This is a genomic window from Ramlibacter monticola, assembly GCF_016722785.1.
Lineage (GTDB): Bacteria > Pseudomonadota > Gammaproteobacteria > Burkholderiales > Burkholderiaceae_C > Ramlibacter > Ramlibacter monticola.
Genome location: NZ_JAEQNE010000003.1, coordinates 1 through 22,116 on the forward strand (window position 1 = coordinate 1; position 22,116 = coordinate 22,116).

24 protein-coding genes are annotated in these 22,116 nt (G+C 69.2%); 16 read left to right on the top strand and 8 right to left on the bottom strand.

Annotation, left to right across the window (positions count from 1 at the left end; genetic code table 11):
- Positions 1-240: 240 nt before the first annotated feature.
- Entirely contained in the window at positions 241-456 is a 216-nt protein-coding gene (locus tag JJ685_RS29820; RefSeq protein WP_236598994.1) for a 7-cyano-7-deazaguanine synthase, read from the top strand.
- A 19-nt stretch (positions 457-475) separates the two neighbouring features.
- Here the strand turns inward: JJ685_RS29820 and JJ685_RS13365 are convergent, their stop codons facing one another.
- On the bottom strand, positions 476-991 hold the full coding sequence (locus JJ685_RS13365) for a hypothetical protein (protein WP_201674770.1): 516 nt from the start codon (positions 989-991) through the stop codon (positions 476-478).
- Between the two features lie 39 nt (positions 992-1,030).
- On the opposite strand from JJ685_RS13365, the gene JJ685_RS13370 reads away from it, so the two are divergent.
- The 7 genes from JJ685_RS13370 (at position 1,031) to JJ685_RS13400 (ending at position 9,470) form a co-directional block, all read left to right on the top strand.
- Entirely contained in the window at positions 1,031-2,215 is a 1,185-nt protein-coding gene (locus JJ685_RS13370; protein ID WP_201674771.1) for an ATP-binding protein, read from the top strand.
- A 244-nt stretch (positions 2,216-2,459) separates the two neighbouring features.
- Positions 2,460-3,167 (top strand): 7-cyano-7-deazaguanine synthase QueC, encoded by a 708-nt coding sequence (queC, locus tag JJ685_RS13375; RefSeq protein ID WP_201674772.1) that lies wholly within the window; start codon positions 2,460-2,462, stop codon positions 3,165-3,167.
- Positions 3,168-3,296: 129 nt separating this feature from the next.
- Positions 3,297-3,911: a hemerythrin domain-containing protein gene (locus tag JJ685_RS13380; protein WP_201674773.1), complete on the top strand. Its 615-nt coding sequence runs from the start codon at positions 3,297-3,299 to the stop codon at positions 3,909-3,911.
- 446 nt (positions 3,912-4,357) lie between these two features.
- A complete protein-coding gene (locus tag JJ685_RS13385; protein ID WP_201674774.1) occupies positions 4,358-5,422 on the top strand; it encodes a DoxX family membrane protein in 1,065 nt (354 codons plus the stop codon).
- 504 nt (positions 5,423-5,926) lie between these two features.
- Positions 5,927-7,294, top strand: a complete 1,368-nt coding sequence (locus tag JJ685_RS13390) for a glutamine synthetase family protein (RefSeq protein WP_201674775.1) — start codon at positions 5,927-5,929, stop codon at positions 7,292-7,294.
- Positions 7,295-7,307: 13 nt separating this feature from the next.
- Positions 7,308-8,744, top strand: coding sequence for an aspartate aminotransferase family protein (locus JJ685_RS13395; RefSeq protein ID WP_201674776.1), 1,437 nt, complete (start codon positions 7,308-7,310; stop codon positions 8,742-8,744).
- Between the two features lie 111 nt (positions 8,745-8,855).
- The gene (locus tag JJ685_RS13400) at positions 8,856-9,470 is read left to right on the top strand and encodes a hemerythrin domain-containing protein (protein ID WP_201674777.1); all 615 of its coding nucleotides are present in this window, start codon (positions 8,856-8,858) and stop codon (positions 9,468-9,470) included.
- A gap of 24 nt (positions 9,471-9,494) precedes the next feature.
- Here the strand turns inward: JJ685_RS13400 and JJ685_RS13405 are convergent, their stop codons facing one another.
- Together JJ685_RS13405 and JJ685_RS13410 are read right to left on the bottom strand one after the other, a co-directional pair.
- Positions 9,495-9,794: a hypothetical protein gene (locus JJ685_RS13405; RefSeq protein WP_201674778.1), complete on the bottom strand. Its 300-nt coding sequence runs from the start codon at positions 9,792-9,794 to the stop codon at positions 9,495-9,497.
- A gap of 181 nt (positions 9,795-9,975) precedes the next feature.
- Positions 9,976-10,347, bottom strand: coding sequence for a response regulator (locus JJ685_RS13410; protein WP_201674779.1), 372 nt, complete (start codon positions 10,345-10,347; stop codon positions 9,976-9,978).
- Between the two features lie 192 nt (positions 10,348-10,539).
- Between JJ685_RS13410 and JJ685_RS13415 the strand changes: the two genes are divergently transcribed.
- Entirely contained in the window at positions 10,540-11,226 is a 687-nt protein-coding gene (locus JJ685_RS13415) for a hypothetical protein (protein ID WP_201674780.1), read from the top strand.
- 1 nt (position 11,227) lies between these two features.
- On the opposite strand, the gene JJ685_RS13420 is transcribed toward JJ685_RS13415, so the two are convergent.
- The gene (locus JJ685_RS13420) at positions 11,228-11,719 is read right to left on the bottom strand and encodes a nuclear transport factor 2 family protein (protein WP_201674781.1); all 492 of its coding nucleotides are present in this window, start codon (positions 11,717-11,719) and stop codon (positions 11,228-11,230) included.
- 152 nt (positions 11,720-11,871) lie between these two features.
- Between JJ685_RS13420 and JJ685_RS13425 the strand changes: the two genes are divergently transcribed.
- The gene (locus tag JJ685_RS13425; protein WP_201674782.1) at positions 11,872-12,993 is read left to right on the top strand and encodes a PAS domain-containing sensor histidine kinase; all 1,122 of its coding nucleotides are present in this window, start codon (positions 11,872-11,874) and stop codon (positions 12,991-12,993) included.
- On the opposite strand, the gene JJ685_RS13430 is transcribed toward JJ685_RS13425, so the two are convergent.
- Both JJ685_RS13430 and JJ685_RS13435 read right to left on the bottom strand, forming a co-directional pair.
- Positions 12,990-13,427: a type II 3-dehydroquinate dehydratase gene (locus JJ685_RS13430; protein ID WP_201675371.1), complete on the bottom strand. Its 438-nt coding sequence runs from the start codon at positions 13,425-13,427 to the stop codon at positions 12,990-12,992. The genes JJ685_RS13425 and JJ685_RS13430 overlap by 4 nt on opposite strands.
- A gap of 8 nt (positions 13,428-13,435) precedes the next feature.
- Entirely contained in the window at positions 13,436-14,443 is a 1,008-nt protein-coding gene (locus JJ685_RS13435; RefSeq protein WP_408015470.1) for a TRAP transporter substrate-binding protein, read from the bottom strand.
- Positions 14,444-14,527: 84 nt separating this feature from the next.
- Here JJ685_RS13435 and JJ685_RS13440 point away from each other — a divergent pair, with 84 nt between their 5' ends.
- The 6 genes from JJ685_RS13440 (at position 14,528) to JJ685_RS13465 (ending at position 19,516) form a co-directional block, all read left to right on the top strand.
- Positions 14,528-15,361: an IclR family transcriptional regulator gene (locus JJ685_RS13440; protein WP_201674784.1), complete on the top strand. Its 834-nt coding sequence runs from the start codon at positions 14,528-14,530 to the stop codon at positions 15,359-15,361.
- Positions 15,362-15,514: 153 nt separating this feature from the next.
- The gene (locus JJ685_RS13445; RefSeq protein ID WP_201674785.1) at positions 15,515-15,757 is read left to right on the top strand and encodes a hypothetical protein; all 243 of its coding nucleotides are present in this window, start codon (positions 15,515-15,517) and stop codon (positions 15,755-15,757) included.
- Positions 15,758-15,984: 227 nt separating this feature from the next.
- A complete protein-coding gene (locus JJ685_RS13450; protein ID WP_201674786.1) occupies positions 15,985-16,845 on the top strand; it encodes a PPK2 family polyphosphate kinase in 861 nt (286 codons plus the stop codon).
- 104 nt (positions 16,846-16,949) lie between these two features.
- Positions 16,950-17,495: a phosphatase PAP2 family protein gene (locus JJ685_RS30090; protein WP_201674787.1), complete on the top strand. Its 546-nt coding sequence runs from the start codon at positions 16,950-16,952 to the stop codon at positions 17,493-17,495.
- 69 nt (positions 17,496-17,564) lie between these two features.
- Complete coding sequence (locus JJ685_RS13460) at positions 17,565-19,049, top strand: Ppx/GppA phosphatase family protein (RefSeq protein WP_201675372.1); 1,485 nt, start codon at positions 17,565-17,567, stop codon at positions 19,047-19,049.
- Positions 19,050-19,153: 104 nt separating this feature from the next.
- A complete protein-coding gene (locus JJ685_RS13465; protein ID WP_330901761.1) occupies positions 19,154-19,516 on the top strand; it encodes a hypothetical protein in 363 nt (120 codons plus the stop codon).
- A 12-nt stretch (positions 19,517-19,528) separates the two neighbouring features.
- Here JJ685_RS13465 and JJ685_RS13470 read toward each other — a convergent pair whose 3' ends face one another.
- Both JJ685_RS13470 and ppk1 read right to left on the bottom strand, forming a co-directional pair.
- Positions 19,529-19,993 carry a SixA phosphatase family protein gene (locus JJ685_RS13470; RefSeq protein ID WP_201674789.1) on the bottom strand — a complete coding sequence of 155 codons (465 nt, stop codon included), beginning with the start codon at positions 19,991-19,993 and terminating at the stop codon, positions 19,529-19,531.
- Positions 19,984-22,077 carry a polyphosphate kinase 1 gene (ppk1, locus tag JJ685_RS13475; RefSeq protein ID WP_201674790.1) on the bottom strand — a complete coding sequence of 698 codons (2,094 nt, stop codon included), beginning with the start codon at positions 22,075-22,077 and terminating at the stop codon, positions 19,984-19,986. The genes JJ685_RS13470 and ppk1 overlap by 10 nt, the downstream gene beginning before the upstream one ends.
- Positions 22,078-22,116: the final 39 nt, after the last annotated feature.

Sequence of the window (22,116 nt, forward strand, 5' to 3'; positions counted from 1 at the left end):
GAGGTCAGTTCACGTCCTGTCCAAAGGGGGCCGGCGGCGCCGGCCTACTACCCTCTCCCGATCAATTCAGGTGGAGGAGTTTGAGGTGGCCACGGGTGGGGGATTTTGGGTGGCCATCCGGGATGTCAGGTCAACATTCTCCGTCGTCCTGCTTCGGCACAACAAATTCATTCCGCCACTGGCGGCATCAGGAACGTGTGGCCAACCTGGCCAAAGGCCGGCGTGGAGGGTACGCAGAAGTTGAAGATCCACACGCCGCTGATCCGCCTGACCAAGGCGCAGATCATCCGGCAAGGCCTCCAGTTGGGAGTCGACTACGCTCTCACCAGCAGTTGTTATGACCCCGACCCCGAGGGTCGTCCTTACGGGGAGTGCGACTCCTATCTGCTGCGCGCGAAGGGGTTCGCCGAGGCTGGCGTCAAGGATCCCCTCTATGTTCGGTTCGAGATGGTCTGATCAGGACAGTCAAGCCCCTCTACGCGGCTGCGACCGGTTTCGAATCTGCACGCCGCGTGGTTATCCCGCCCAATCGACCCTTCAACATGCCATCGGACGCCTGGGCGCTCTTAGCAGCGGACGGCGAATTGCCGATCACGGGCCGCGTGATGTTGCGCACGGATCGAGCCCTGCATTCTCTGAATTGCGGCTGGCGAGCCATCGCGTCAAGTTTCCACCACCCGGCCAGTTGCACCGCAGCGAGCGCCTTCTCGAGCGCGCGCAGGTCACGCACGCTCGCGGCCCGGATCTGGGCGATGGCCGCGGCGGGATTGCGGGCGCGCAGGAGCGCGATGATCTTGTCGGGCCAGGGGGCGGAGCGGGCTAAGGGGGATTCCTTGGGGAAGTGCTTCAGGACGCGATTGTCCGCTGCGGCGGCGGAGCAGGCGACTGACCGCAACGCATCCGAAAGGCCAAGCGGATGGTTGGGCTGGGCGCCCAGGCGCGGGCAGGCATCTGGCGGCGCTGGCCCAGTCCCCATGAAATTCGAAACCATCACTTTCGAATTTCATGGCGCCTGGGCTATGATGTACGCATGCTCCCTCGTACCGCCCTGGAGAGCTCCGTGCGCCGCGCCCTCGCGCGCTCCAGGGGCGTCGTGCTTGCCGGCCCCAGGCAATCGGGCAAGAGCACCCTCGCCCAGCGGTTCGTCCCCCGCGATTCCTTTCACTACTTCGACCTGGAGTACCCGCCCCACGCGCAGCGGCTCTCCGAGCCCGCGCAGGTGCTCGAGCGCCTGCAGGGGCTGGTCGTCATCGACGAGGTGCAGCGCCGTCCGGACCTGTTTCCCCTGCTGCGCGTGTTGATGGACCGGTCCGACGCGCCGGGCCAGTACCTCCTGCTCGGAAGCGCGTCGCCGAACCTGGCGAGGCAGGCAGGTGAGTCGCTGCTGGGTCGGGTCGAGGTGGTCGAGGTCGCAGGATTCGACGTGCAGGAGGTGCATCCCGCCGGTGGCCCATGGGACGACGCTGCCGTTGACCGACTCTGGCTGCGCGGCGGCTTTCCCCGCTCCTGGCTCGCCGACACCGACGAGGACAGCTACGCCTGGCGGCACGGCGCGATCGCGCAGCACGTTCAGGCCGATCTGCCCCAGTTCGGGTTGGGCGTCCCGGCTCCGGCCATGCTGCGCTTCTGGACCATGCTGGCGCACTGCCATGGCCAGGTCTGGTCGGCAGCGGATCCCGCCCGCTCGATGGCCGTGTCGGAACCGACGATCCGGCGCTACCTGGACATCCTGACGCAGACCATGATGGTGCGGCAGCTGCAGCCCTGGCACGAGAACCTCGGCAAGCGGCAGGTGAAGTCCCCGAAAATCTATTTCCGCGACACGGGCCTGCTGCACGCGCTGATGGACGTGCGCACGCTGCCGCAGCTGCTGACGCACCCACGTGCGGGCGCCAGCTGGGAAGGCTTCGCGCTCGAACAGGTGCTGCGGCTGGCCAAGCCCGACCAGGCCTGGTTCTGGGCCACGCACCAGGGCGCCGAGCTGGACCTGCTGATGCTGCGGGGCAGCCGCCGCATCGGCGTGGAGTTCAAGCGCGCGGATGCGCCCAGGGTGACGCCGTCGATGCGCATCGCGATCGACGACCTGAAACTGGACTCCCTCTATGTCGTGTACCCCGGTGCGCAGCGATTCCAGATGGCGGGGGGCGTCGAGGCCGTACCGTTGTGGGCCTTGCTGCCGGTCGCTGATGACCGGCCGGTCGCACGACCTCGTTGACATCGACCACGGCGGCAGTTTCCACACTGCACTCGACGGCAGGAACGCGGTAGCTGACGTTCGCGTACGTCGAGAAGATTGGCTTTCCTGTGCCGAGTGCAGAAAGGGAAGCGAAAGGCGCGGGTATGCCTCAGTGGTGAGCCATCCATCGCCGTTGCTATCAAATCGAAGAAGTGGCAACCTCGAATTGGGATGTCAATCGGCTCCACATCGCCCCCATCCAGATCCTCGCGAAGAAACTCCAATGACCCCTTCCAAGCCCGCCGCCGTTGTCCTGCTAAGCGGAGGCCTCGACTCCACCACCGCCCTCGCCATTGCGCAGGCGCATGGGTTCGAGATATTCGCCCTCAGCTTTCGCTATGGCCAACGCCACGTCCATGAGCTGGTTGCCGCCGAGTCCATCGCTCGCCAGCTCGCGGTCGCAAAGCATGTCGTCGCTCAGATCGACCTGCGCGAGTTCGGTGGATCGGCGCTGACGGCCGACATCGAGGTACCCAAGGGGCGCTCGACGGCTCACATGTCACAGGGCATCCCGGTCACCTACGTTCCAGCCCGCAACACGGTTTTCCTGAGCTTTGCCCTGGCCTGGGCCGAGACGCTCGGCTCGTCCGACATCTTCATCGGTGTCAACGCACTTGACTACTCCGGCTACCCCGACTGCCGTCCGGAGTACATCGCCGCTTACGAGGCCATGGCCAACCTTGCCACCAAGGCCGGCGTGGAGGGCACGCAGAAGCTCAAGATCCACACGCCGCTGATCAGCCTGACCAAGGCGCAGATCATCCAGCAAGGGCTCGAGCTGGGAGTCGACTACTCTCTCACCAGCAGTTGTTATGACCCCGGCCCCGACGGCCGGCCTTGCGGGGAGTGCGACTCCTGTCTGCTGCGCGCGAAGGGGTTCGCCGAGGCCGGCGTCAAGGATCCCCTCTACCTTCGTTTCGGGATGGCCTGATCCTGACGGTCAGGACCCGGTACGCGGCCGCAGCCGGTTTCCACTGCCCTCTATCTTTCTTGAGCACCATCAAGCCTCCCATCCTTCTCGGGGCGCATGCTGGCCCTTGTCCCGCGCCCAGGAGGCCCCATGAACCCCATCAAGGCATGGCTCGAGGAGCACGCCTATTTCGACCGCCTGCTGACCGTGCTGCTGGAGGAGGCCGACGCCCTGAACGCAGGGGACATGCCCAGCTACGAGCTGTTGCTCGACGTCATCTCGTACCTGCGCGACTACAGCGACCAGGTGCACCACCCGCGCGAAGACGAGGCCTTCAGGCGGCTGGCGTCCCACAGCCCTGAATTGCGCCCGACGCTCGCGCGCCTGCACCAGGAGCACCGCGTGATCGCCGAGTCCGGCGAGCGCCTGCGCGAACGGGTGGAGGAAGCGGCGGCCGGCGCGGTGATGCCGCGTGCAGCCATCCAGTCGGCCGCGGCCACCTTCGTCGTCTACTACCGCAATCACATCGCGACAGAGGAGAACGAGGTCCTCCCCGCGGCCGCGCGCGAGTTGAGCGAGGAGGACTGGGCCGCCGCGAGGAACGCAGCGCCTTCGCTCGGGAATCCGCTGGTCGGGGAGAGTGCGAACGAGCGGTTCAGGAATTTGCGCAGGAGGATCGCGGCTGAGGCGGTGTCGGTGCCGCGGACGCACCAGGGTTCCCCGGCCACGTCGCGCGGACTGAGCTGGCGGCCTGACGGCTCCTGAGGGCTTCTCCCACCGAGCTCCCTCACCCAAGCCTGGGTCCGCCCCCACCGAACCTGGGGCCCCTCGCCGGGCCGGCCCGCCCGCGAGTCCGTCACCCGCGCTCCGCCCGACAATTGCCGAGCGCGTTGGCCCACAGCCAGCCGCGCAGCGGCCCCCCATCCCTGGCCCAGCCCTTGCAGCGAGCCTCCTCACACCCGGGCCGACACGGACCCGGGGACAGCATCGGGTGGCGCTGAGGAGCGCCGAGGAGAAGAGGGATCATGGTCCAGGCAACTGACGCTGGTTGTGGGCACGCGTGCGGGTTCGAATCCGCGAGCCGGAGCCGTCCGCGACGATGCCGTTCAGCGCGCCCCGCGGTACTCACCTGTTCCCTCCTGCTGGCTGCGCTGCCCGGACTGGCGAATGCGCATGTCCGCTGGTTCACCCACGCCGCCGAAGACAGCGCGATGCCGGAGTCGCTCACCGCGCTGATGGCCACGCCGGTGTTCGTCATCCTGCTGCTGCTGGCGCTGGCGGTGATCGGCTGGGTGTGCCGGGTCGACGCGCGCCTCGCCGGGAACAACCGGGAGATCATGCACCTGCAGCGGCGCATCGACAGGCGCATGACGCAGTTCGCCGCGCCGGTCCTGCGCTACGGCCTCGCGCTGTTCTTCGCCTCGGTCGCGCTCTATTTCAGGAACGAGCCGATCACGCTGACCCCGGAGCTGAAATCGCCGGCAGCCTGGGTGGTGCCGCTGCAGCTGGCGATCGCCGGCGGCCTGCTCTTTCGTGCGGGGGTGGTCCCGGCGTGCGCAGGCATGGTGCTGCTGTTTCTCTACTCCGTCCACCTGTACGGGGCCGTGCACATGCTGGACTACCACCTGTTCTTCGGCGTCTGCGTATTCCTGGCGCTGGACCGTTTCTCGGAGCGGCAAGGCGCGGCCACGGGGCTGCTGGTGCTGCGGCTGCTGGTGTCCACCAGCTTCCTGTGGGTCGGTATCGAGAAGTGGCTCTACGCCGAATGGACTTGCGACATCCTGGAGCACCAGCTGCCGGTCCTGACCATGGGTCTGGATCCGGACTTCTGGACCATGGCGGCCGGCTACGTCGAGGTGGCACTCGCATTCCTGATGCTGTTCGGCGGTGCGTCGTCGCAAGTGGCGGCACTCCTCCTGCTGGCGCTGATGGGCGCCGCGATCCCGCTGGTGGGCCTGGTGGACGCGATCGGCCACCTGCCGATGCTGTTCGCGCTGTTCGTACTGGCGACCACGCGCAACCGGCTGCCGCGCCGCCTGCGCGAGCATGCGACGTGGCAGCCGGCGAACCTGTGCAGCGTGTTCCTGCTCGCGTCGACGGGGCTCACCGGCCTCTACTACCTGGTGCACGAGTTCGCCCCGGCGACGAACGCGCGGCTCGCGGAGGTCTGGCCGGACGCCCTGCTGGCCGCGCTGGCGAGCAGCGCGCTGGCCGCCTGGGTGGCGCGGACGATCCTGCGCAACCGGGGCGCGCCCACCGTCCGCGAGGTCCGGTAGTGCACCCCTTCGCAGATCCGCCCGTTGATCACTTCCGCCACAGCTTCTCGCACGAGCGCGTCACCTCCGGCGGGGCTGACCAGCGTTTCCGCGGAGGGCAGTAGGGCGGCGAGCGGGGACGGGTTTCCAGTCCCTGCGCGATGGAATCGCCATTTCGGGAGGTCCGAGTCCGCCGCCGAGGGGCCTGGCTGCGGATCGGCCCGCGATTGCGGTTGCGCTCATCCTGAACCCGGCAGGGAGTTCCGGGCGGCGCCGCAACACCGCTCAGCTTCCTCCGGTTCCTGCCCCTCGTCGAGACGCGTTTTCCCGCAACCTGAGCGCCTGCGCCCGGCCTAGGATGGCTCTGTGGCCGCCAGCGACCTTGATCCGCCGCGGCGCGAGAAACGCTCCCGCCGCCGCTACCGAACGCCCCCCGCCCCAGCGAATTCCGTCGCGTGGCGGCACGCCTTGCCGTCCGCCACCGCCACACCTGCCCGCTCTCCGACCCCATCGAACGAACGCACCATGCAAGACCGCCGGCAATTCCAGTTCGCCGAGCTCGACAACTGGCTCAACCAGAACCGTGTCACCGAAGTCGAGTGCCTCGTCCCCGACCTCACCGGCGTGGCCCGCGGCAAGATCCTGCCGCGCGAGAAGTTCACCGAAGACCGTGGAATGCGGCTGCCCGAAGTCGTCGTGGCCATGAGCGTCACGGGCGAGTACCCGGAGGAGGGCCCCTACTTCGACGTGGTGAGCCGCACCGACACCGACATGCACCTCGTGGCCGATCCCACCACGGTGCGGATCGTCCCCTGGGCCGCCGACCCGACGGCGCAGGTGATCCACGACTGCTACGACCGCCACGGCCAGCTCGTGCCGTTCGCCCCGCGCGCCGTGCTCCGCCGCGTCTGCGAGCTGTTCGACCGCAAGGGCTGGGTCCCGGTGGTCGCGCCCGAGCTGGAGTTCTACCTGGTGGCGCGCAACACCGACCCGGACCAGCCGCTGAAGGCGCCCATCGGGCGCAGCGGCCGCGCCGAAACCTCCCGCCAGGCCTACTCCATCGACGCCGTCAACGAATTCGATCCGCTGTTCGAGGACGTGTACGACTACTGCGAGAAGATGGAGCTGAACGTCGACACGCTGATCCACGAGGTGGGCGCCGGGCAGATGGAGATCAACTTCTTCCACGCCGCGCCGCTGGCGCTGGCCGACGAGGTCTTCCTCTTCAAGCGCACCGTGCGCGAGGCCGCGCTGAGGCACGACATGTACGCCACCTTCATGGCCAAGCCGGTCGCGGGCGAGCCGGGCAGCGCCATGCACGTGCACCAGAGCCTCGTCAGCCGCGAAGGCGAACACAACCTGTTCAGCAACGAGGACGGCACGCCCAGCCGGGAGTTCTACTGGTACATCGGCGGCTTGCAGAAGTACATCCCCGCCGCCATGGCGCTGTTCGCGCCCTACGTGAACAGCTACCGGCGCCTGGCGCGCTTCACCGCCGCGCCCATCAACATCCAGTGGGGCGTCGACAACCGCACGGTGGGCATCCGCTCGCCGGTGTCCACGCCGCAGGCGCGCCGGGTGGAGAACCGGGTGATCGGCGCCGACGCCAACCCCTACGTCGCGCTGGCGGCCACGCTGGCCTGCGGCTACCTGGGGATCGAGCAGCGCATCGAGCCCACGCAGGAATGCAAGGGCAACGCGTACCACAGCGCGTTCGAGCTCCCGCGCGGCCTCGGCGAGGCCGTGCAGCTGCTGCGCGGCGAACCGGACCTGGCCGAGGTCCTGGGCAAGGAATTCCTGACCGTGTACGCGGAGATCAAGGACCTCGAGCACGAGGAATTCATGCGGGTGATCTCGCCCTGGGAACGCGAGCACCTGCTGCTGCACGTCTGACGGAAGACTCATCATGAGCGCCGACTCGCCCCCACTGCGCACCGAGCAGCCGCCGTTCACCGGGCGCACCACCAAGGAGTGGCAGGCCGCCGACGCAGCCCATTTCCTCCATCCGTTCACCGACCACCAGGCGCTGGCCACCAAAGGCGTGCGCGTGATCACGCGCGGCGAGGGCGTGTACGTGTGGGACAGCGACGGCCAGCGCATCCTGGACGCGATGTCGGGCCTGTGGTGCGTCAACGTGGGCTACGGGCAGGAAGCCCTGATCGAGGCGGCCACGCAGCAGATGCGCACGCTGCCCTACTACAACGCCTTCTTCCAGACCACGACGCCGGCGGCCACCGCCCTGGCGGAGCGGCTCGCCGCGCGCACGCCGGCGCAGTTCCGCCACGTGTTCTTCTGCGGTTCCGGCTCCGAAGCCAACGACACCGTGATCCGCCTGGTGCGCCGCTACTGGGACGTGATGGGCCAGGCGCAGCGCAAGGTGATCGTCTCCCGGCTGAACGCGTACCACGGCTCGACGATGGCAGCGGCCTCGCTCGGCGGCATGGCCGCCATGCACGCCCAGGGCGACCTGCCCATTCCCGGCATCGTCCACATCGACCAGCCGCATTACTGGGCGCATCGCGAGGGCGCGGCCAAGGACTTGGGACGCGAGGAGTTCGGCCTGCTCGCCGCCCATTGGCTGGAGGAGAAGATCCTCGCCATCGGCGCCGACAAGGTCGCCGCCTTCATCGGCGAGCCGGTGCAGGGCGCGGGCGGGGTGATCGTGCCGCCCTCCACCTACTGGCCGGAGATCCAGCGCATCTGCGACCGTCACGGCATCCTGCTGGTGAGCGACGAGGTCGTCTGCGGCTTCGGGCGCACGGGCCGGTGGTGGGGCTGCGAGGCCTTCGGCTCGAAGCCGGATCTGATCACCTTCGCCAAGGGCGTGACCAGCGGGTACGTGCCGCTGGGCGGCGTGATGGTGGGCGAGCGCATGGCGCGCGTGCTGATCGAGCAGGGCGGCGAGTTCGAGCACGGCTACACGTATTCGGGCCATCCCGTGGCCTGCGCCGTCGGGCTCGCCAACCTGGACGTGATCGAACGGCAGGACCTGGTCACGCGCGTGCGCGAGGACACCGGGCCCTACCTGGCGCAGCAGCTCGCGCAGCTGATGGAGCACCCGATGGTCGGCGAGGTCCAGAGCTGCGGGCTGATGGCGGCCGTGCAGCTGTGCCGCAACGTGCCGCTGCGCGAGGCCTTCGCCCCGGAGATCGCCATCGGCATGGTGTGCCGCAAGCACTGCTTCGACAACGGCCTGGTGATGCGGGCCGTGGGCGACCGGATGATCGTCGCGCCGCCGCTGGTGATCACCCGCGCGCAGATCGACGAGATGTTCGGCCTGGTGCGGCAGGCGCTGGATCGCACGCACGCGGAGGCCCACGCCGCGGGTTGGTTGGCGCGGTAGCGCAGGTGGGCCGACGGCGGGAAGGGCGCAGTCCCGTATTCCTTGAGCGCTGTCAAACCCTCTCCCGGGCGGAGGGCGCATGCTGGGATTTCTCTCGCCCGAGGAGGCCGCATGGATCCCGTCAAGGCATGGCATGAGGAGCACGCCTACTTCAACCGGCTGCTGAACCTGCTCCAGGAGGAGGTCGACACGCTGTACACGGGGCAGGTGCCCAACTACGAGCTCCTGCTCGACATCGTCGCCTACCTGCGCGACTACAGCGACCAGGTGCACCATCCGCGCGAGGACGAAGCCTTCCGGCGGCTGGGGCGCCTCAGCCCGGAGCTGAAGCCCGTCATCGCCCGCCTGCAGCAGGAGCACCGCGTGATCGGCCAGGCCGGGGACCGCCTGCGCGAACTGGTGGAGGAAGCGGCTGCCGACGCGGTGGTGCCACGCGCGGAGATCGAGGCGGCTGCCTCGACCTACATCGTCTACTACCGGGGGCACATCGCGACCGAGGAGAACGAGATCCTTCCCGTCGCGGCGCGGGAGTTGACCGACGTGGACTGGAGCGCGGCCCGCGCCGCGGCGCCGTCGCACGGGAATCCGCTGGCCGAGGAGGGAGCGGGCGGGCGGTTCAGGAACCTGCGACGGAGGATCGCGTCCGAGTCGGGGTCCGCACCGCGCACGCTCCAGTGTTCGCCGGCGGCCCTGCGCGGACTGAGCTGGCGGCCCGACGGCACCTGAGGCGGCGCGCAGGCGCGCCTGGTTCTAGGCAGTGACGGCACGCAAGGCCGGCTGCATCCGTCCGACGGCATGCAGCAGGCCGAGCACGTCCATCAGTTTCTCCCGCGCGGCATGGCGCAGGCACGCCGCTTCGCGCAGGAGCTCCTTCGACGGGGCAGCGCCGACCCCGCGTTCATACCGGCGCCAGGTTTCCTTCACCTCCCGCTCGATGGCACGGGCCGCGGCGTCCGCGTCCTTCCAGCCGTCGTAGGCGTCGACCATCGGTGCCATCCCGCGGATCCCGCCGGCGCTGGCCGCCGGCTCCGTCATCTCGCTGCGCCACATAATCAGCTCGCTCCTTGTCTGTCCTGAAGGGGAATGCAAGGCTCGGGCCTGCCCGGAACCGGGGGTTTGCTGTCGTTCCTGCCTGCTTTTCGGACAAAACGTGGGGAGTGCCACGCGGAGTTTGGGGAAGGAGCCCCATTGATGGTGGGGAGCGGCGCGACCTCTCCCGCCCGGCGGCGGGTCAATGAGCGCCCTGGTCCGACAGCCAGCGGAGGAACTCGCCCGTCTCCGACTTGTTGAACACCACGTCCGCGCCCAGGCCGAGGCAATGCCGCGCCACCGCCGGACTCGCATAGGCGCTGAACACGACCACCTTTCCCTGCAGGTGCAGTTCCCGGGCGCGGCGCACCACCCCCATCCCCGAGCCCTGTTCGAGCACGAGATCGACGATCGCGATGTCCCACTGGTTGGGGTGCTCCAGCAGCCAGAGCTTGGCTTCCGCTTCCGTGTCCGCCTCGCCCACCAGTTCGAAGCCGCCGAGCGCCACGAAGACATCCTCCAGCAACTTCTGCATCGACAGCCGGTCCTCGACGAGAAACAGCCGCACTTCCATGCTCCGTCTCCAGGTCGCAACATTGGTGCGAACTCCTTGTGCAATCCATTACCCCGGCCACGCTGCCCCAGCCATTCCATTTGCGCACATCGCCTACACAGGTGTGTAGTCCTTCGCGGACCGGGTGAGTTCTTGCGTCCGGCGGGAACCCCCGTGCCTTCCCGGTCCTCCGACGGGCGTGGAGGAGTTGGAATGACGCCGTCCGAGACCCTGCCTTCCGCGACGGTGCACGTCGGCGACACGGCGAAGCTCATGCTGCTGCAGCGCGTGGGAGGCCCGGTCGCGGACGACCTGCAGAGTCACCTGCAGCCGATGCTGCTGCTGGACGAACTGCTGCGCGTCACGCTCGCGAGGCCGGACCTGGATGCGCAGGCCCTGCCAAAGTACACGGAATGGATCCGGCCCGCGGTGCAGGGCGCGATGAAGGCCTGTGCCGCGGCGGCCGAATGGTTGCTCCCCCTGCCCGGCGCGAGCACGCCGTCCGCGCAACTCGCCGCGGAATGCGCCGCCCTGCTGCGGCCGGAGTTCGAGCTGTGCGGACTGCGCATCGAGCTCGAATGCGAAGGGGAGGCACTGGCGCTGGGCCGGGACCCGGGGCGCACGATGCTCTGTGCCGTGCTCGCGCATGCGGGCGACCACGCCGAGGGGCCGGAACGGATCGTCATGCAACTGAAGCACCGCGAAGGTCTTTGCGAGGTGCGTGTCTCCCGCCGACCCGCCACCGGCGCCGTGGCGACGGATTTCCTCCGTCCGGGGCAGGCGCCGCTCGCGTGGGGCGACCTGCTCGCACTCGCAGCCCGCGAAGGGGTGCCGCTGCGGCGGGAGAGCGACGGCACGCTGGTGCTCGAACTCGCTGCCGCGCCAGGCGCCGCGAGCTAGCTCACAGCTTCAGGTCGCTCAGGCCCGGATGTTCGTCCGGGCGCCGCCCCAGCGGCCACCGGAACAGCCGCTCCGCCTCCCGGATCGGCAGGTCGTTGATGCTCGCGAACCGCCTCTGCATCAAGCCCTGCGCGGTGAACTCCCAGTTCTCGTTGCCATAGCTGCGGAACCACTGCCCCGAGTCGTCGTGCCACTCGTACGCGAAGCGCACGGCCAGGCGCTCGCCCGCGAAGGCCCACAGTTCCTTGATCAGCCGGTAGTCCAGCTCGCGCGCCCACTTGCGCTGCAGGAACGCGCGCACCTGGTCGCGGCCCACGGGGAACTCGGCGCGGTTGCGCCACTGCGTGTCGGGCGTGTAGACCTGCACGACGCGGTCCGGGTCGCGCGTGTTCCAGGCATCCTCCGCCATGCGGACCTTCTGCGTGGCGGTTTCCCGCGTGAACGGCGGCACCGGCGGGCGGGTCGCATCGGAGCTGGGCTGGGGCGTCGACATGGGGACCTCCGGGGGACGAATGATGCGGATTGGCGCGGGCAAGGGCAAGCGCAGCCAGCTCTTCCGTGTGCACGGCGGCCTTTACAAGTCGGACGATGCGCTGCGGTGCCAAGCCCATGCCGAAGTGGCATAGTGCCCGGATGGACCGATCGATGACGTCCAGAGAATACCGGCTGCTCGTCGAGCACTCCCCGGTAATGATCTGGCGCGCGGGACTCGACGCCAAGTGCGACTACTTCAACGAGACCTGGCTCGCGTTCACCGGGCGCACCATGGCGCAGGAGATGGGCGACGGCTGGGCCGAGGGCGTCCACCCGGAAGACTTCGAGCGCTGCGTGAAGCACTACCTCGATCACTTCCGGCGCCGCGAGGCGTTCGAGATGGAGTACCGGCTGCGCCGCGGCGACGGCGTGTTCCGCTGGATCTTCGACCGCGGCGTGCCCTACACGGACGACGGCGGCGCGTTCGCCGGCTTCATCGGCAGCTGCATCGACATCGACGAGCGCCGGACCGCCGAGGACGCGCAGCAGGAGCACACCCGGGAGCAGCTGGCGCTGGCACGCGACTTCGAGAAGTGGATCCTGGCGATCGTGAGCCACGACATCCGCGATCCCCTGAACGCGATCCAGCTGGCCGCCCACGTGCTGGCCCGGACGTCCGAGCCGGCCTCGCCCGCCAGGAAGCAGGCGGACGTGGTCACGCGGGCCGTGGGCCGCATCCAGCACATCGTCGGGGACCTGCTCGACCTGTCGCGCGAGCGCGAGGGTGCGGGCATCGCCGTCGACCCGAAGCCGATCGACCTGCGCGCGATGTGCCAGCACATCATCGAGGAAGTCCGGTCCATCGCCACGGACCGGCAGATCACCTTCGACTGCGAAGCCGACGGCAACGGCGCCTGGGACGAGCATCGCCTCCTGCAGGCGATCTCCAACCTCACGTCCAACGCCGTCCAGCACGGCACGCCCGGCTCGCCGGTGCGCCTGCGCCTGACCGGCGATGCGCAGCGCGTCGCGGTCGAGGTGCACAACGAAGGCGCCATTCCCGGGGAGGTCCTGCCGCGGATCTTCGAACCCTTCCGCTCCGGGCGGCACCACGGCCGCCGCGGCGAAGGGCTCGGACTGGGGCTGTTCATCGCCAAGGCGATCGCCGTGGCGCACGGCGGCGGGCTCGAAGCCGCTACCGCGGAGGGGCGCACGACCTTCCGCATGGTCCTGCCGCGCATTACCGCGGTGGCGCCGCCCCCTGCGACCGGCGACCCCGGCCGCAGGGCCTAGCCTTCCCGAACGATCTCCACCAGTGCCCGCAGGGCCGCCGTGTACGAGCGCCAGCCCAGGCCCTGCACCGTGGCCTTCACCGCCGGCGAGATGATCGAATGCGTGCGCCACTCCTCGCGCGCGGCGATGTTGGACATGTGCACCTCGATCACCGGGAAAGGCATCGCCTTGATGGCGTCGTGCAGGGAGACGCCGTGCTGCGTGAGCCCCGCGGGGTTCAGCAGCGCGCCGGCGGCGATGTCGATGTTCTCGTGGAACTTGTCCACCAGCGCGCCCTCGTGGTTCGACTGGAAGGTCTCGAGCTGCACGCCCAGTTCCGCGGCCAGCAGGCCCAGCCGCTCGTCGATCTGCGCGAGCGTGGTCGTGCCGTAGATGTGCGGTTCGCGCCGGCCGAACAGGTTGAGGTTCGGCCCGTGCAGCACCAGGATCTTCAGGTCCCGGCTCATTGCTTGCGCGCCTTCGCGAGTTCGGTTTCGTACAGCTTCACGATCGCCGGGTCGTAGCTGGCGGCGAACTTCGCCAGCACGGGCTTCACGATCTCGCGCATGCGGGCCTGTTCCCCGGGCTTGAGTTCGTTGTACTTCATGCCCCGGGCCTGCAGGTCGCCCACGGCCTTCTGCGCCGCGGCCCGGCTCACGGTCCGCTGGTAGTTGCGGGCCTCGTCGGCGGCCTCGCGCAGGATCTTCTGCTCGGTGGGGGAGAGGCGGTCCCAGAACTTCTTCGACACCAGGATGATGTTCGCGGCGTAGACGTGGTTGGTGGCGCTCACGAAGCTGTTCACCTCGTAGAACTTGTTCGAGAGGATCACCGCGAAGGGGTTTTCCTGGCCGTCCACCGCCTTGGACTCCAGCGCGCCATACAGCTCGGCGAAGGGCATCGGCACCGGGTTGGCCTTGAAGGCCTTGAAGGTTTCCAGGAACACGGGATTCGGGATCACGCGCAGCTTGAGGCCCTCGAGGTCCCCGGACTGCGTGATCGGGCGCTTGCTGTTGGTGACGTTGCGGAAACCGAGGTCCCAGTAGCCGAGCGAGACCAGCCCCTTCTCCGGCAGCTTCGCCAGCAGTGCCTGGCCGAAGGGCCCGTCCAGCAGCGCATCGGCCTGCGCGAAGCTGGCCACCGAGAACGGGAAGTCGACCAGGCCGAACTCCTTCACGATGCCGGCCAGCGAGGTCGTGGCCGGTGCGCTCAGTTCCTGCACGCCGCCCTGCAGGGCCGACTGCTGCTGCAGTTCGTTGCCCAGTTGCGAAGCCGGGAATTCCTGCACCTTGAGCTTGCCGCCGCTCTTCGCGGCGACGAGTTCCGCGAAGCGCTTGACGCCGAAGCTCACCGGATGGTCGGCATTGTTCAAGTGGCCGAACTTGAGGGTCCGCTCCTGGATGTCCTGCGCGGCCGCGAGCCACGCCGAACAGGCCAAAAGGACGCCGAAGAGGGCGCGGAAGGATGATTTCAAGGGCATGTCTCCTGCACTTCGAATGGGTGCGGCATGATCGGGGACCCGCAGGAACCCCGTTCCGGCCCGGAATTCCGTTTCACCATGTCGAACGCCCTCCCCGCCAGCACCGCCGAACGCGTCATGCGCGTGATCGAGACCCTCGCCGAGCAACCGGAGGGGATGTCGCTCGCGGAGTTGTCCGCGGAGCTGGAACTTCCGCGCAGCGGCTGCCACCGCCTGCTCGCCGACCTGCAGCGCTGCGGCTATGTCCGCCAGCTGGGCGAGCGCGGCGACTACGCGCTGACGACCAAGCTGCCCGCGCTGGGGCTCAGCTTCTTCGGCGGCACGGGCATCGTCGACATCGCCACCCCGGTCATCGAGCGCCTGGCCGAGGTCTCGGGCGAACTGGTGCGGCTCGCGCTGGTGGACGGCGATCGCCTCACCTTCGTCGCGAAGGCGCAGGGCGCGCGCGCGGGCCTGCGCTACGACCCCGACATGGGGATCGACGTCCGCCTGTCCTGCAGCGCGGGCGGCCACGCCTGGCTGATGACCGTCTCCGAGGAGCGCGCGACGGAGCTGGTGGCCAGGCAGGGCTTCGGATCGACGCGCGAATTCGGTCCCAATGCGCCCACGACCTTCAAGGCGCTGATGAGCCTGCTGGAGGAGGACCGCCGGCGCGGCTTCTCCATGATCGTGGAGCAGTACGCGCCGGGCATGGCGGCGATAGCGGCGCCGGTGCGGCGCCGGGGCGGAGAAACCATCGGGGTCATCACCGTGGCCGGCCCCCTGATGCGGCTGACGCCCCAGCGCATGCAGGAACTCGGCGACAGCCTGCGCGCCGCGGCGGCCGAACTGGAGATGGTCGGCGCCACGCTGCCTTTCTTTGCGCGGCGGGCGCTGCACCAGCCCGGATTCGCCACCGCCGCGGCCACCTGACTGATTCATGCAACGCGGGCGGTACGCATCCATGACCCAACTCAACGTTCCGCGCCCGCCAGCGCCACATTCCGGCGCACGTGACGCTCGTCAAGTGCTGCGGGGGCTTCGCCGCCGCAGACTGCATTGCATCGCTTCGTAGGGAAAAACGTCATGTACTTCCTCGTGCTCTTCGCCGGCGTCATGTTCCTGCTGTTCTTCCTGGCATGGAAACTCCCCCTGCCCGCCGGGTTCGCGTTCGAACCGCTGCTTCCCGCGCGCGCCCCGGGCCAGGGCACCGCACCTGCCAGCTTCGCCGCCCGCTTCTTCGGCTCCCACAAGGAGGACGAGCCCTGCCTGACGCCGGTCGACTGCGTACAGAAGGGCCGCTGCGCCGGCCACTGCGGCTGGCACTGACGCGCACGTCGGAGAAGCCTGCGGAGCGCCTTTGCGCGCCTTGAACGCAGGCCGGCCCGGCAGGACAGCCAACTGACAGCGCAGCGTGCGACATTTGCGACCACGCAGCCGCGCCCGTTCCACGGGCCCTCCAAGGGTTGTCTCCTCAGTCCTCACGGACTGATTCGCGCCGTGCCACTCCCGTGGCACGGCGGTTTTTCCCGCCTCCGCGGCCCTACACTGGGCCTGTGGCAAACAAGGACAAGCGCGGACGGGAAGCCAAGGGCTCCGGGCAGGATGCCTGGCACCGCTGGCGGCTGGCCGCACCGGACCCTTCGTTCACGCTCGCTTCGCTGGACCCGGGCGAGAAGCCCTTTTCCGGCGGCGACAAGGCCGCCGACCGCGCCCGCGTGGATGCGCTGGCGCTGGAACTCGACGCCCTGCAGAACCTGTTCTACGCCGACCGCCGCTACAAGCTGCTGGTCGTGCTGCAGGGCATCGACACCAGCGGCAAGGATGGCACCCTGCGCGCCGTGTTCGGCCGCATGAGCCCGATCGGCCTGCGCACGGTCGCCTGGCGCGCACCGAGCGAATCGGAACTCGCCCGCGACTTCCTGTGGCGCATCCACTGGCAGGTGCCCGCGGCCGGCGAGATCGTCTGCTTCAACCGCAGCCACTACGAGGACGTGCTGGTGCCGGTGGCCAACGGCGCCATCACCGCGGAAGAGACCGGCCGCCGCTACGCCCACATCAACGCCTTCGAGCGCCTGCTGGCCGAAACCGGCACGGTGGTGCTGAAGTTCCTGCTGCACATCTCGCGCGACGAGCAGCGCAAGCGGCTGCAGCAGCGCATCGACGATCCCGAGAAGCGCTGGAAATTCCAGCGTGGCGACCTCGAGGTGCGCAAGCAGTGGGACGCCTACCAGGACGCCTACGGACGCGCGATCGCCGCGACGGCCACGCCGTGGGCGCCCTGGACCATCGTGCCGTCCGATTCCAAGACGCACCGCAGCCTGATGATCGCGCTGGCGGTGCGCGATGCGCTGCGCGCGCTCGACCTGCGCTATCCCGACCCGGATCCGACGCTGCGCGACGTGAAGGTGGACTGAAGGCCGGCTCCCGACCGGTGGTCGCCATGGCCGCGCTGTCGTTAAGCCGTGCATAAGCTTGCGGCCGGAGACTTCCCTCTCGTTCAGGGCAAGGGAGCGTGCCGGTGTCGATCGCGTCGATCAGGGCGGCAGCGTGCGGCTGGGGGCTGGCGCTTCTCGCCTTGCCCGTCCCGGCGCAGGTCACCGCCACCCCGGATCCGGTGGGCGACGCGCTGCGCTACCTGCTGCCGCTCGGCGCACTGGGCATCGCCGCCTACCGCGACGACATGGAAGGCGTCAAGCAGATGGCGCTGTCGCTGGTCGTGGCGCAGGGCACGACGACCGTCCTGAAGCATGCGGTGAACTCGCCCCGCCCCGACGGCACCGGGCAGGGCTTTCCTTCCGGGCACACCTCCGCCGCCTTCACGTCCGCCGGCTTCATGCACGAGCGCTACGGGCTCGGCCAGGCCGTTCCCTTCTACGTGCTCGCCACGGTCACGGCGTGGGAGCGCGTGCACCACGATCATCATTTCACGAAGGACGTGATCGGCGGCGCCGCCATCGGGCTGGGGTCGTCCTTCTCGTTCACCAGCCCGCTGGCTCCGCAGGACGCGGTGGCCGTGCGCATCCGCAAGGACGGGCTCCGGATCTCCTACTCGCACCCCTGGTGAACCGGGCGCCGGCGCCCCAGGCCGAGCAGCGCGGGTGCTATGCTGCACCGCGTCGTCATCGCCTCGCCCATGGACAACGGGACCCTGCTAGCCTCCATCGACCTGGGCTCCAACAGCTATCGGCTGGAGATCGGCCGCCTCGAGCACGGGCAGATCCAGCGCGTCGAGTACCTGAAGGAGACCGTGCGCCAGGGCAACGGCCTGGACGAGGACGGCAAGCTCACGCCCGCGGCGATGGAACGGGGCTGGCAGTGCCTGGCCCGCTTCGCCGAGCGGCTCGCCGGCTTCCGCCCGCGGCACGTGCGCGCCGTCGCCACGCAGACCCTGCGTGAAGCCCGCAACCGCAACGAATTCCTGCTGCGCGCCCGCACCCTCCTGGGCTTTCCCATCGACGTGATCGCGGGCCGCGAGGAAGCGCGCCTGATCTACCAGGGCGTGGTGCACCTGCTGCCGCACTCGGACGAACGCCGGCTGGTGATCGACATCGGCGGCCGCTCCACCGAGATGATCCTCGGCCGCCACTTCGAGGGCCAGGTGATGGAAAGCTACCGCGTGGGCAGCGTCGCCTGGTCCGCGCTGTACTTCCCCGAAGGCCAGTTCACCGCCTCCGCCTTCGACCGCGCGGAGATCGCCGCGCAGGCGGTGCTGGAAGAGGCGCTCGTCCCCTACGCACCGGGCAACTGGGACGTGGCCTACGGCTCCTCCGGAACGATCGGGGCGGTGTGCGACATCCTCGAGGCCAGCGGCCACCCGCCCGGCGTGCTCACGCGCCGCGGCCTGCAGTGGCTCAAGGAGCAGATGCTGGACGCGCGCAGCGCCGACCGCGTGCGGCTGCCCGGCCTGAAGGAGGACCGGCGCCCGGTGATCGGGGGCGGGCTCAGCGTGCTGAACGCCGTGTTCGACCTGCTGCGCATCGATCGCATGGAGCGCTCGCGCGGCGCGCTGCGTCACGGCGTGCTGTACGACATGCTCGATCGCGAGCACCTCGCCACCGACGTGCGCAACGCCACCGTGCAGCGGCTCGCGCTGAAGCTCGGCGTGGACGCGGCGCAGGCCCAGCGCGTGGCGGGTGCGGCGACGCACTTCCTGCGGCAGCTGTGCGGCGGGGAGCCGCCCAAGCTGCTGGAGCGGCACGTGGCCAAGCTCGAATGGGCGGCGCGGCTGCACGAGATCGGCACCGCGATCTCGCACAGCGACTACCACAAGCACGGCGCCTACATCATCGACAACGCGGATGCGCCCGGCTTCGCCGAGCCCGAACTGCACCGACTGGGCGTGATGGTGCTGGGGCAGCGCGGCAAGCTGCGCAAGCTCGAGTCCGAGCTGGGCGACGGGCAGCTGGTGCAGCACCTCCTCTGCCTGCGGCTGGCGGTGATCCTCTGCCACGCGCGCCGCGACCCGCAGCTCGATGGACTGCGGCTGACGGCGCGCGGCCGCGGCTTCCGCCTCGAAGTGCCGCGGGCCTGGGCCGCGGCCTTTCCGCAATCGACCTGGCTGCTGCGCGAGGAAGAGGCGGCCTGGCAGAAGACGGACTGGAGCTTCACGCTGGCGTGAGCCCGGGCCCTTGCCGGAAACGGTATGCGCTGTTTAAACTGATTCCCTGTCCACGGAGGGTCTCGTCCATGCCAGCAGCGAAGAAGGCCGCCTTCAAGCGGGTGGTGGCGAAGCGCGCGGCCGCGCCTGTCGCCCGTGCACCCAAGGCTCCGGCGGCGAAAACCGCGCCCGCCGCCGAGGCGATCGCGACGGCGAAGGTGCCGGAAGCGGCGAAGCCCGCAAGGCCCGGGAAGTCCGAGAAGCCGAAGAAGCTCAAGCTCGTTCGCGACAGCTTCACCATTCCGAAGGCGGAATACGCGGCGCTCGACGAACTGAAGCTGCGCTCCGAGAAGCTGGGGCAGCCGGCGAAGAAGAGCGAAGTCCTGCGCGCGGGCATCATGGCGCTCGCGGCGATGAAGGATGAAGCGCTGCTCGCCAGCCTGTCGGCCGTGCCGCGGATGAAGACCGGCAGGCCGGCGAAGGCTTAGGAGCCTGGGCTCCTAGGAGGCGAGCTCGGGCGGAAGCATCGCCCACACCACGATCTCCTGCCCGTCCTCGCGCTCGCGCGCGCGCAGCCACCACACGCCTGCCTTGCGCAGCGCGCACTCGCCGCTTTCCATGCGCAGCAGCCGCGCGACGACCTGCCCCAGCACCGGCTGGTGCCCGACGATCATCACCGGCTGCTTCGCCGACGGCCACTGCGCGGCGTCCAGCAGGTCCTGCGCCTTCGCACCGGGCTGCAGCGCCTCGCGGACCTGGTACTTGCGGCCCAGGGCGTCCGCGGTCTGCACGCAGCGCACCGCGGGGCTGGACAGGACCAGCGTGTCATCCGGCAGCTCGCGCTTCAGGCAGGCGCCGACCTTCGCCGCCTGCTTCTCGCCGCGCTTCGTCAGTGCGCGCTTCAGGTCCGGCAGGCCGTCGCGTTCGTCTTCGGCTTCGGCGTGCCGCCAGAGGATCAGGTCCATGTGCGCACCTCCTGTTCGTTCACCGCACCGAAGCGCTCCATGAGCACGGCCTGGGCGCCGCGAAGTTTCGGATCCTCGGCGCCCTTGACTCGCCGGTAGCTTCCATCCGGCTGCAGGTCCCAGGCATCGCGGTGGTCCTCGAGGTAGATCTCGAGACACTCCTCCACGATGCGCTTGCGCAGCGCCGGGTCCTTCACGGGCCAGGCGAGCTCGACCCGCCGCAGCATGTTGCGGTTCATCCAGTCGGCGCTGGAGAGATACAGCTCCTCCTCGTCGCCGGCGCGGAAGTAGAACACGCGCGAGTGCTCGAGGAAGCGGCCGACGACGGAGCGCACGCGGATGTTGTCCGTCAGGCCCGGCACCTGCGCCGGCAGCATGCAGGCGCCTCGCACGATGAGGTCGATCTTCGCGCCCCGCCGGCCGGCCTTCACCAGCGCGCCGATCAGCGGCTCGTCGGTCAGCGCGTTCATCTTCAGCTGGATGCGTGCGGGCAGCCCCGCACCCGCGGCGGCCGCGACGGTCTCCACCTGCTCGACCAGCTTCTTCTGCAGCTGGAAGGGCGCCAGCCAGACGTGGTTCAGCTTCGGCAGCTTGCTCTGCGCCGCGAGGTGGACGAACACCTGCTCCACATCCGAGGTCAGCAGGGGATCGGCCGTCAGGTGGCTCAGGTCCGTGTACACGCGCGCCGTGCGCGGGTTGTAGTTGCCCGTGGACAGGTGCGCATAGCGGACCAGCGCGCCGTTCTCGCGCCGGGTGACCAGCAGCATCTTGGCGTGCGTCTTCAGGCCGACCACGCCGTACACCACCTGGGCGCCGACCGCCTCCAGCCCCTCCGCCCAGTTGATGTTGGCCTCCTCGTCGAAGCGCGCCTTGAGCTCCACCACGGCCGTGACTTCCTTGCCGCGCCGCACCGCTTCGCGCAGCAGGTCCAGCATCTCGTCGTCGGCGCCGGTGCGGTACATGGTCTGCTTGATGGCCAGCACCTGCGGGTCGAGCACGCTCGCGCGCAGGAAGTCGAGCACGCCGTCGAAGCTCTCGAAGGGCTGGTGGATCAGGACGTCCTGCTTCTGCAACTGCTCGAAGACCGGGCGGCCGGGGACCAGCTGGCGCGGGTAGGAGGGCCGGTAGGCCGGGAACAGCAGCTGCGGCGCATCGACCAGGTCGATCATCTGCTGCAGGCGCACCAGGTTCACCGGGCCGTGCACGCGGTACAGCGCCTGCTCCGGCAGGCCGAACTGCTTGACCAGGAAGTTCGAGAGGTATTCCGAGCACCCGGCCGAGACCTCCAGCCGCACGGCCTGGCCGTAATGCCGCTGCTGCAGGCCGAGGCGCAGCGAGGTGCGCAGGTTGCGCACTTCCTCCTCTCCGACGGCGAGGTCCGAGTGCCGCGTCACGCGGAACTGGGAGAACTGACCCACCTCGCGGCCGGGAAAGAGCAGGTCGAGATGGGCCCGGATCACGCTCGACAGCGACACCAGCAGCCTGCGCTTGCCCGCCACCTTGGCCGGCATCGGGATCAGGCGGGGCAGCACGCGCGGCACCTTGACGATGCCGATCTCGTTCTCGCGCCCGAAGGCGTCCTGCCCGCCCAGGCGAACGATGAAGTTGAGCGACTTGTTGGCGACCTGCGGGAAGGGATGCGCCGGGTCCAGCCCCACCGGCACCAGCAGTGGCCGCACCTCGCGCTCGAAGTACTCGTGCACCCACTCCTTCTGCGCCGCGTTGCGGTCGCCGTGGGACACGATCTCGATGCCTTCGCGGGCGAAGGCGGGCATCAGGTCGTCGTTGTAGAGGGCGTACTGGCGCTCCACCAGGCGGTGCGCGGCGAGCGAGATCTGTTCGAAGCTGCGCGCCGTGTAGAGGCCCTCGTGCTCGCCGGCGAGCGCCGCGCTCACGTGCTCGGCCACGCGCACCTCGAAGAACTCGTCGAGGTTGGAGGAAACGATGGTGAGAAAGCGCAGGCGCTCCAGCAGCGGCACGGAGCTGCGCTGGGCCCAGTCCAGCACCCGCTCGTTGAAGGCCAGGATGCTGTGGTCACGGTCGAGGAAACGGAGTTCCGTCACGTCGGCGGCGGCGTCGCACATGGTTTCGATGTCGGAATGATGACGCGAGCGTGGCAGTGT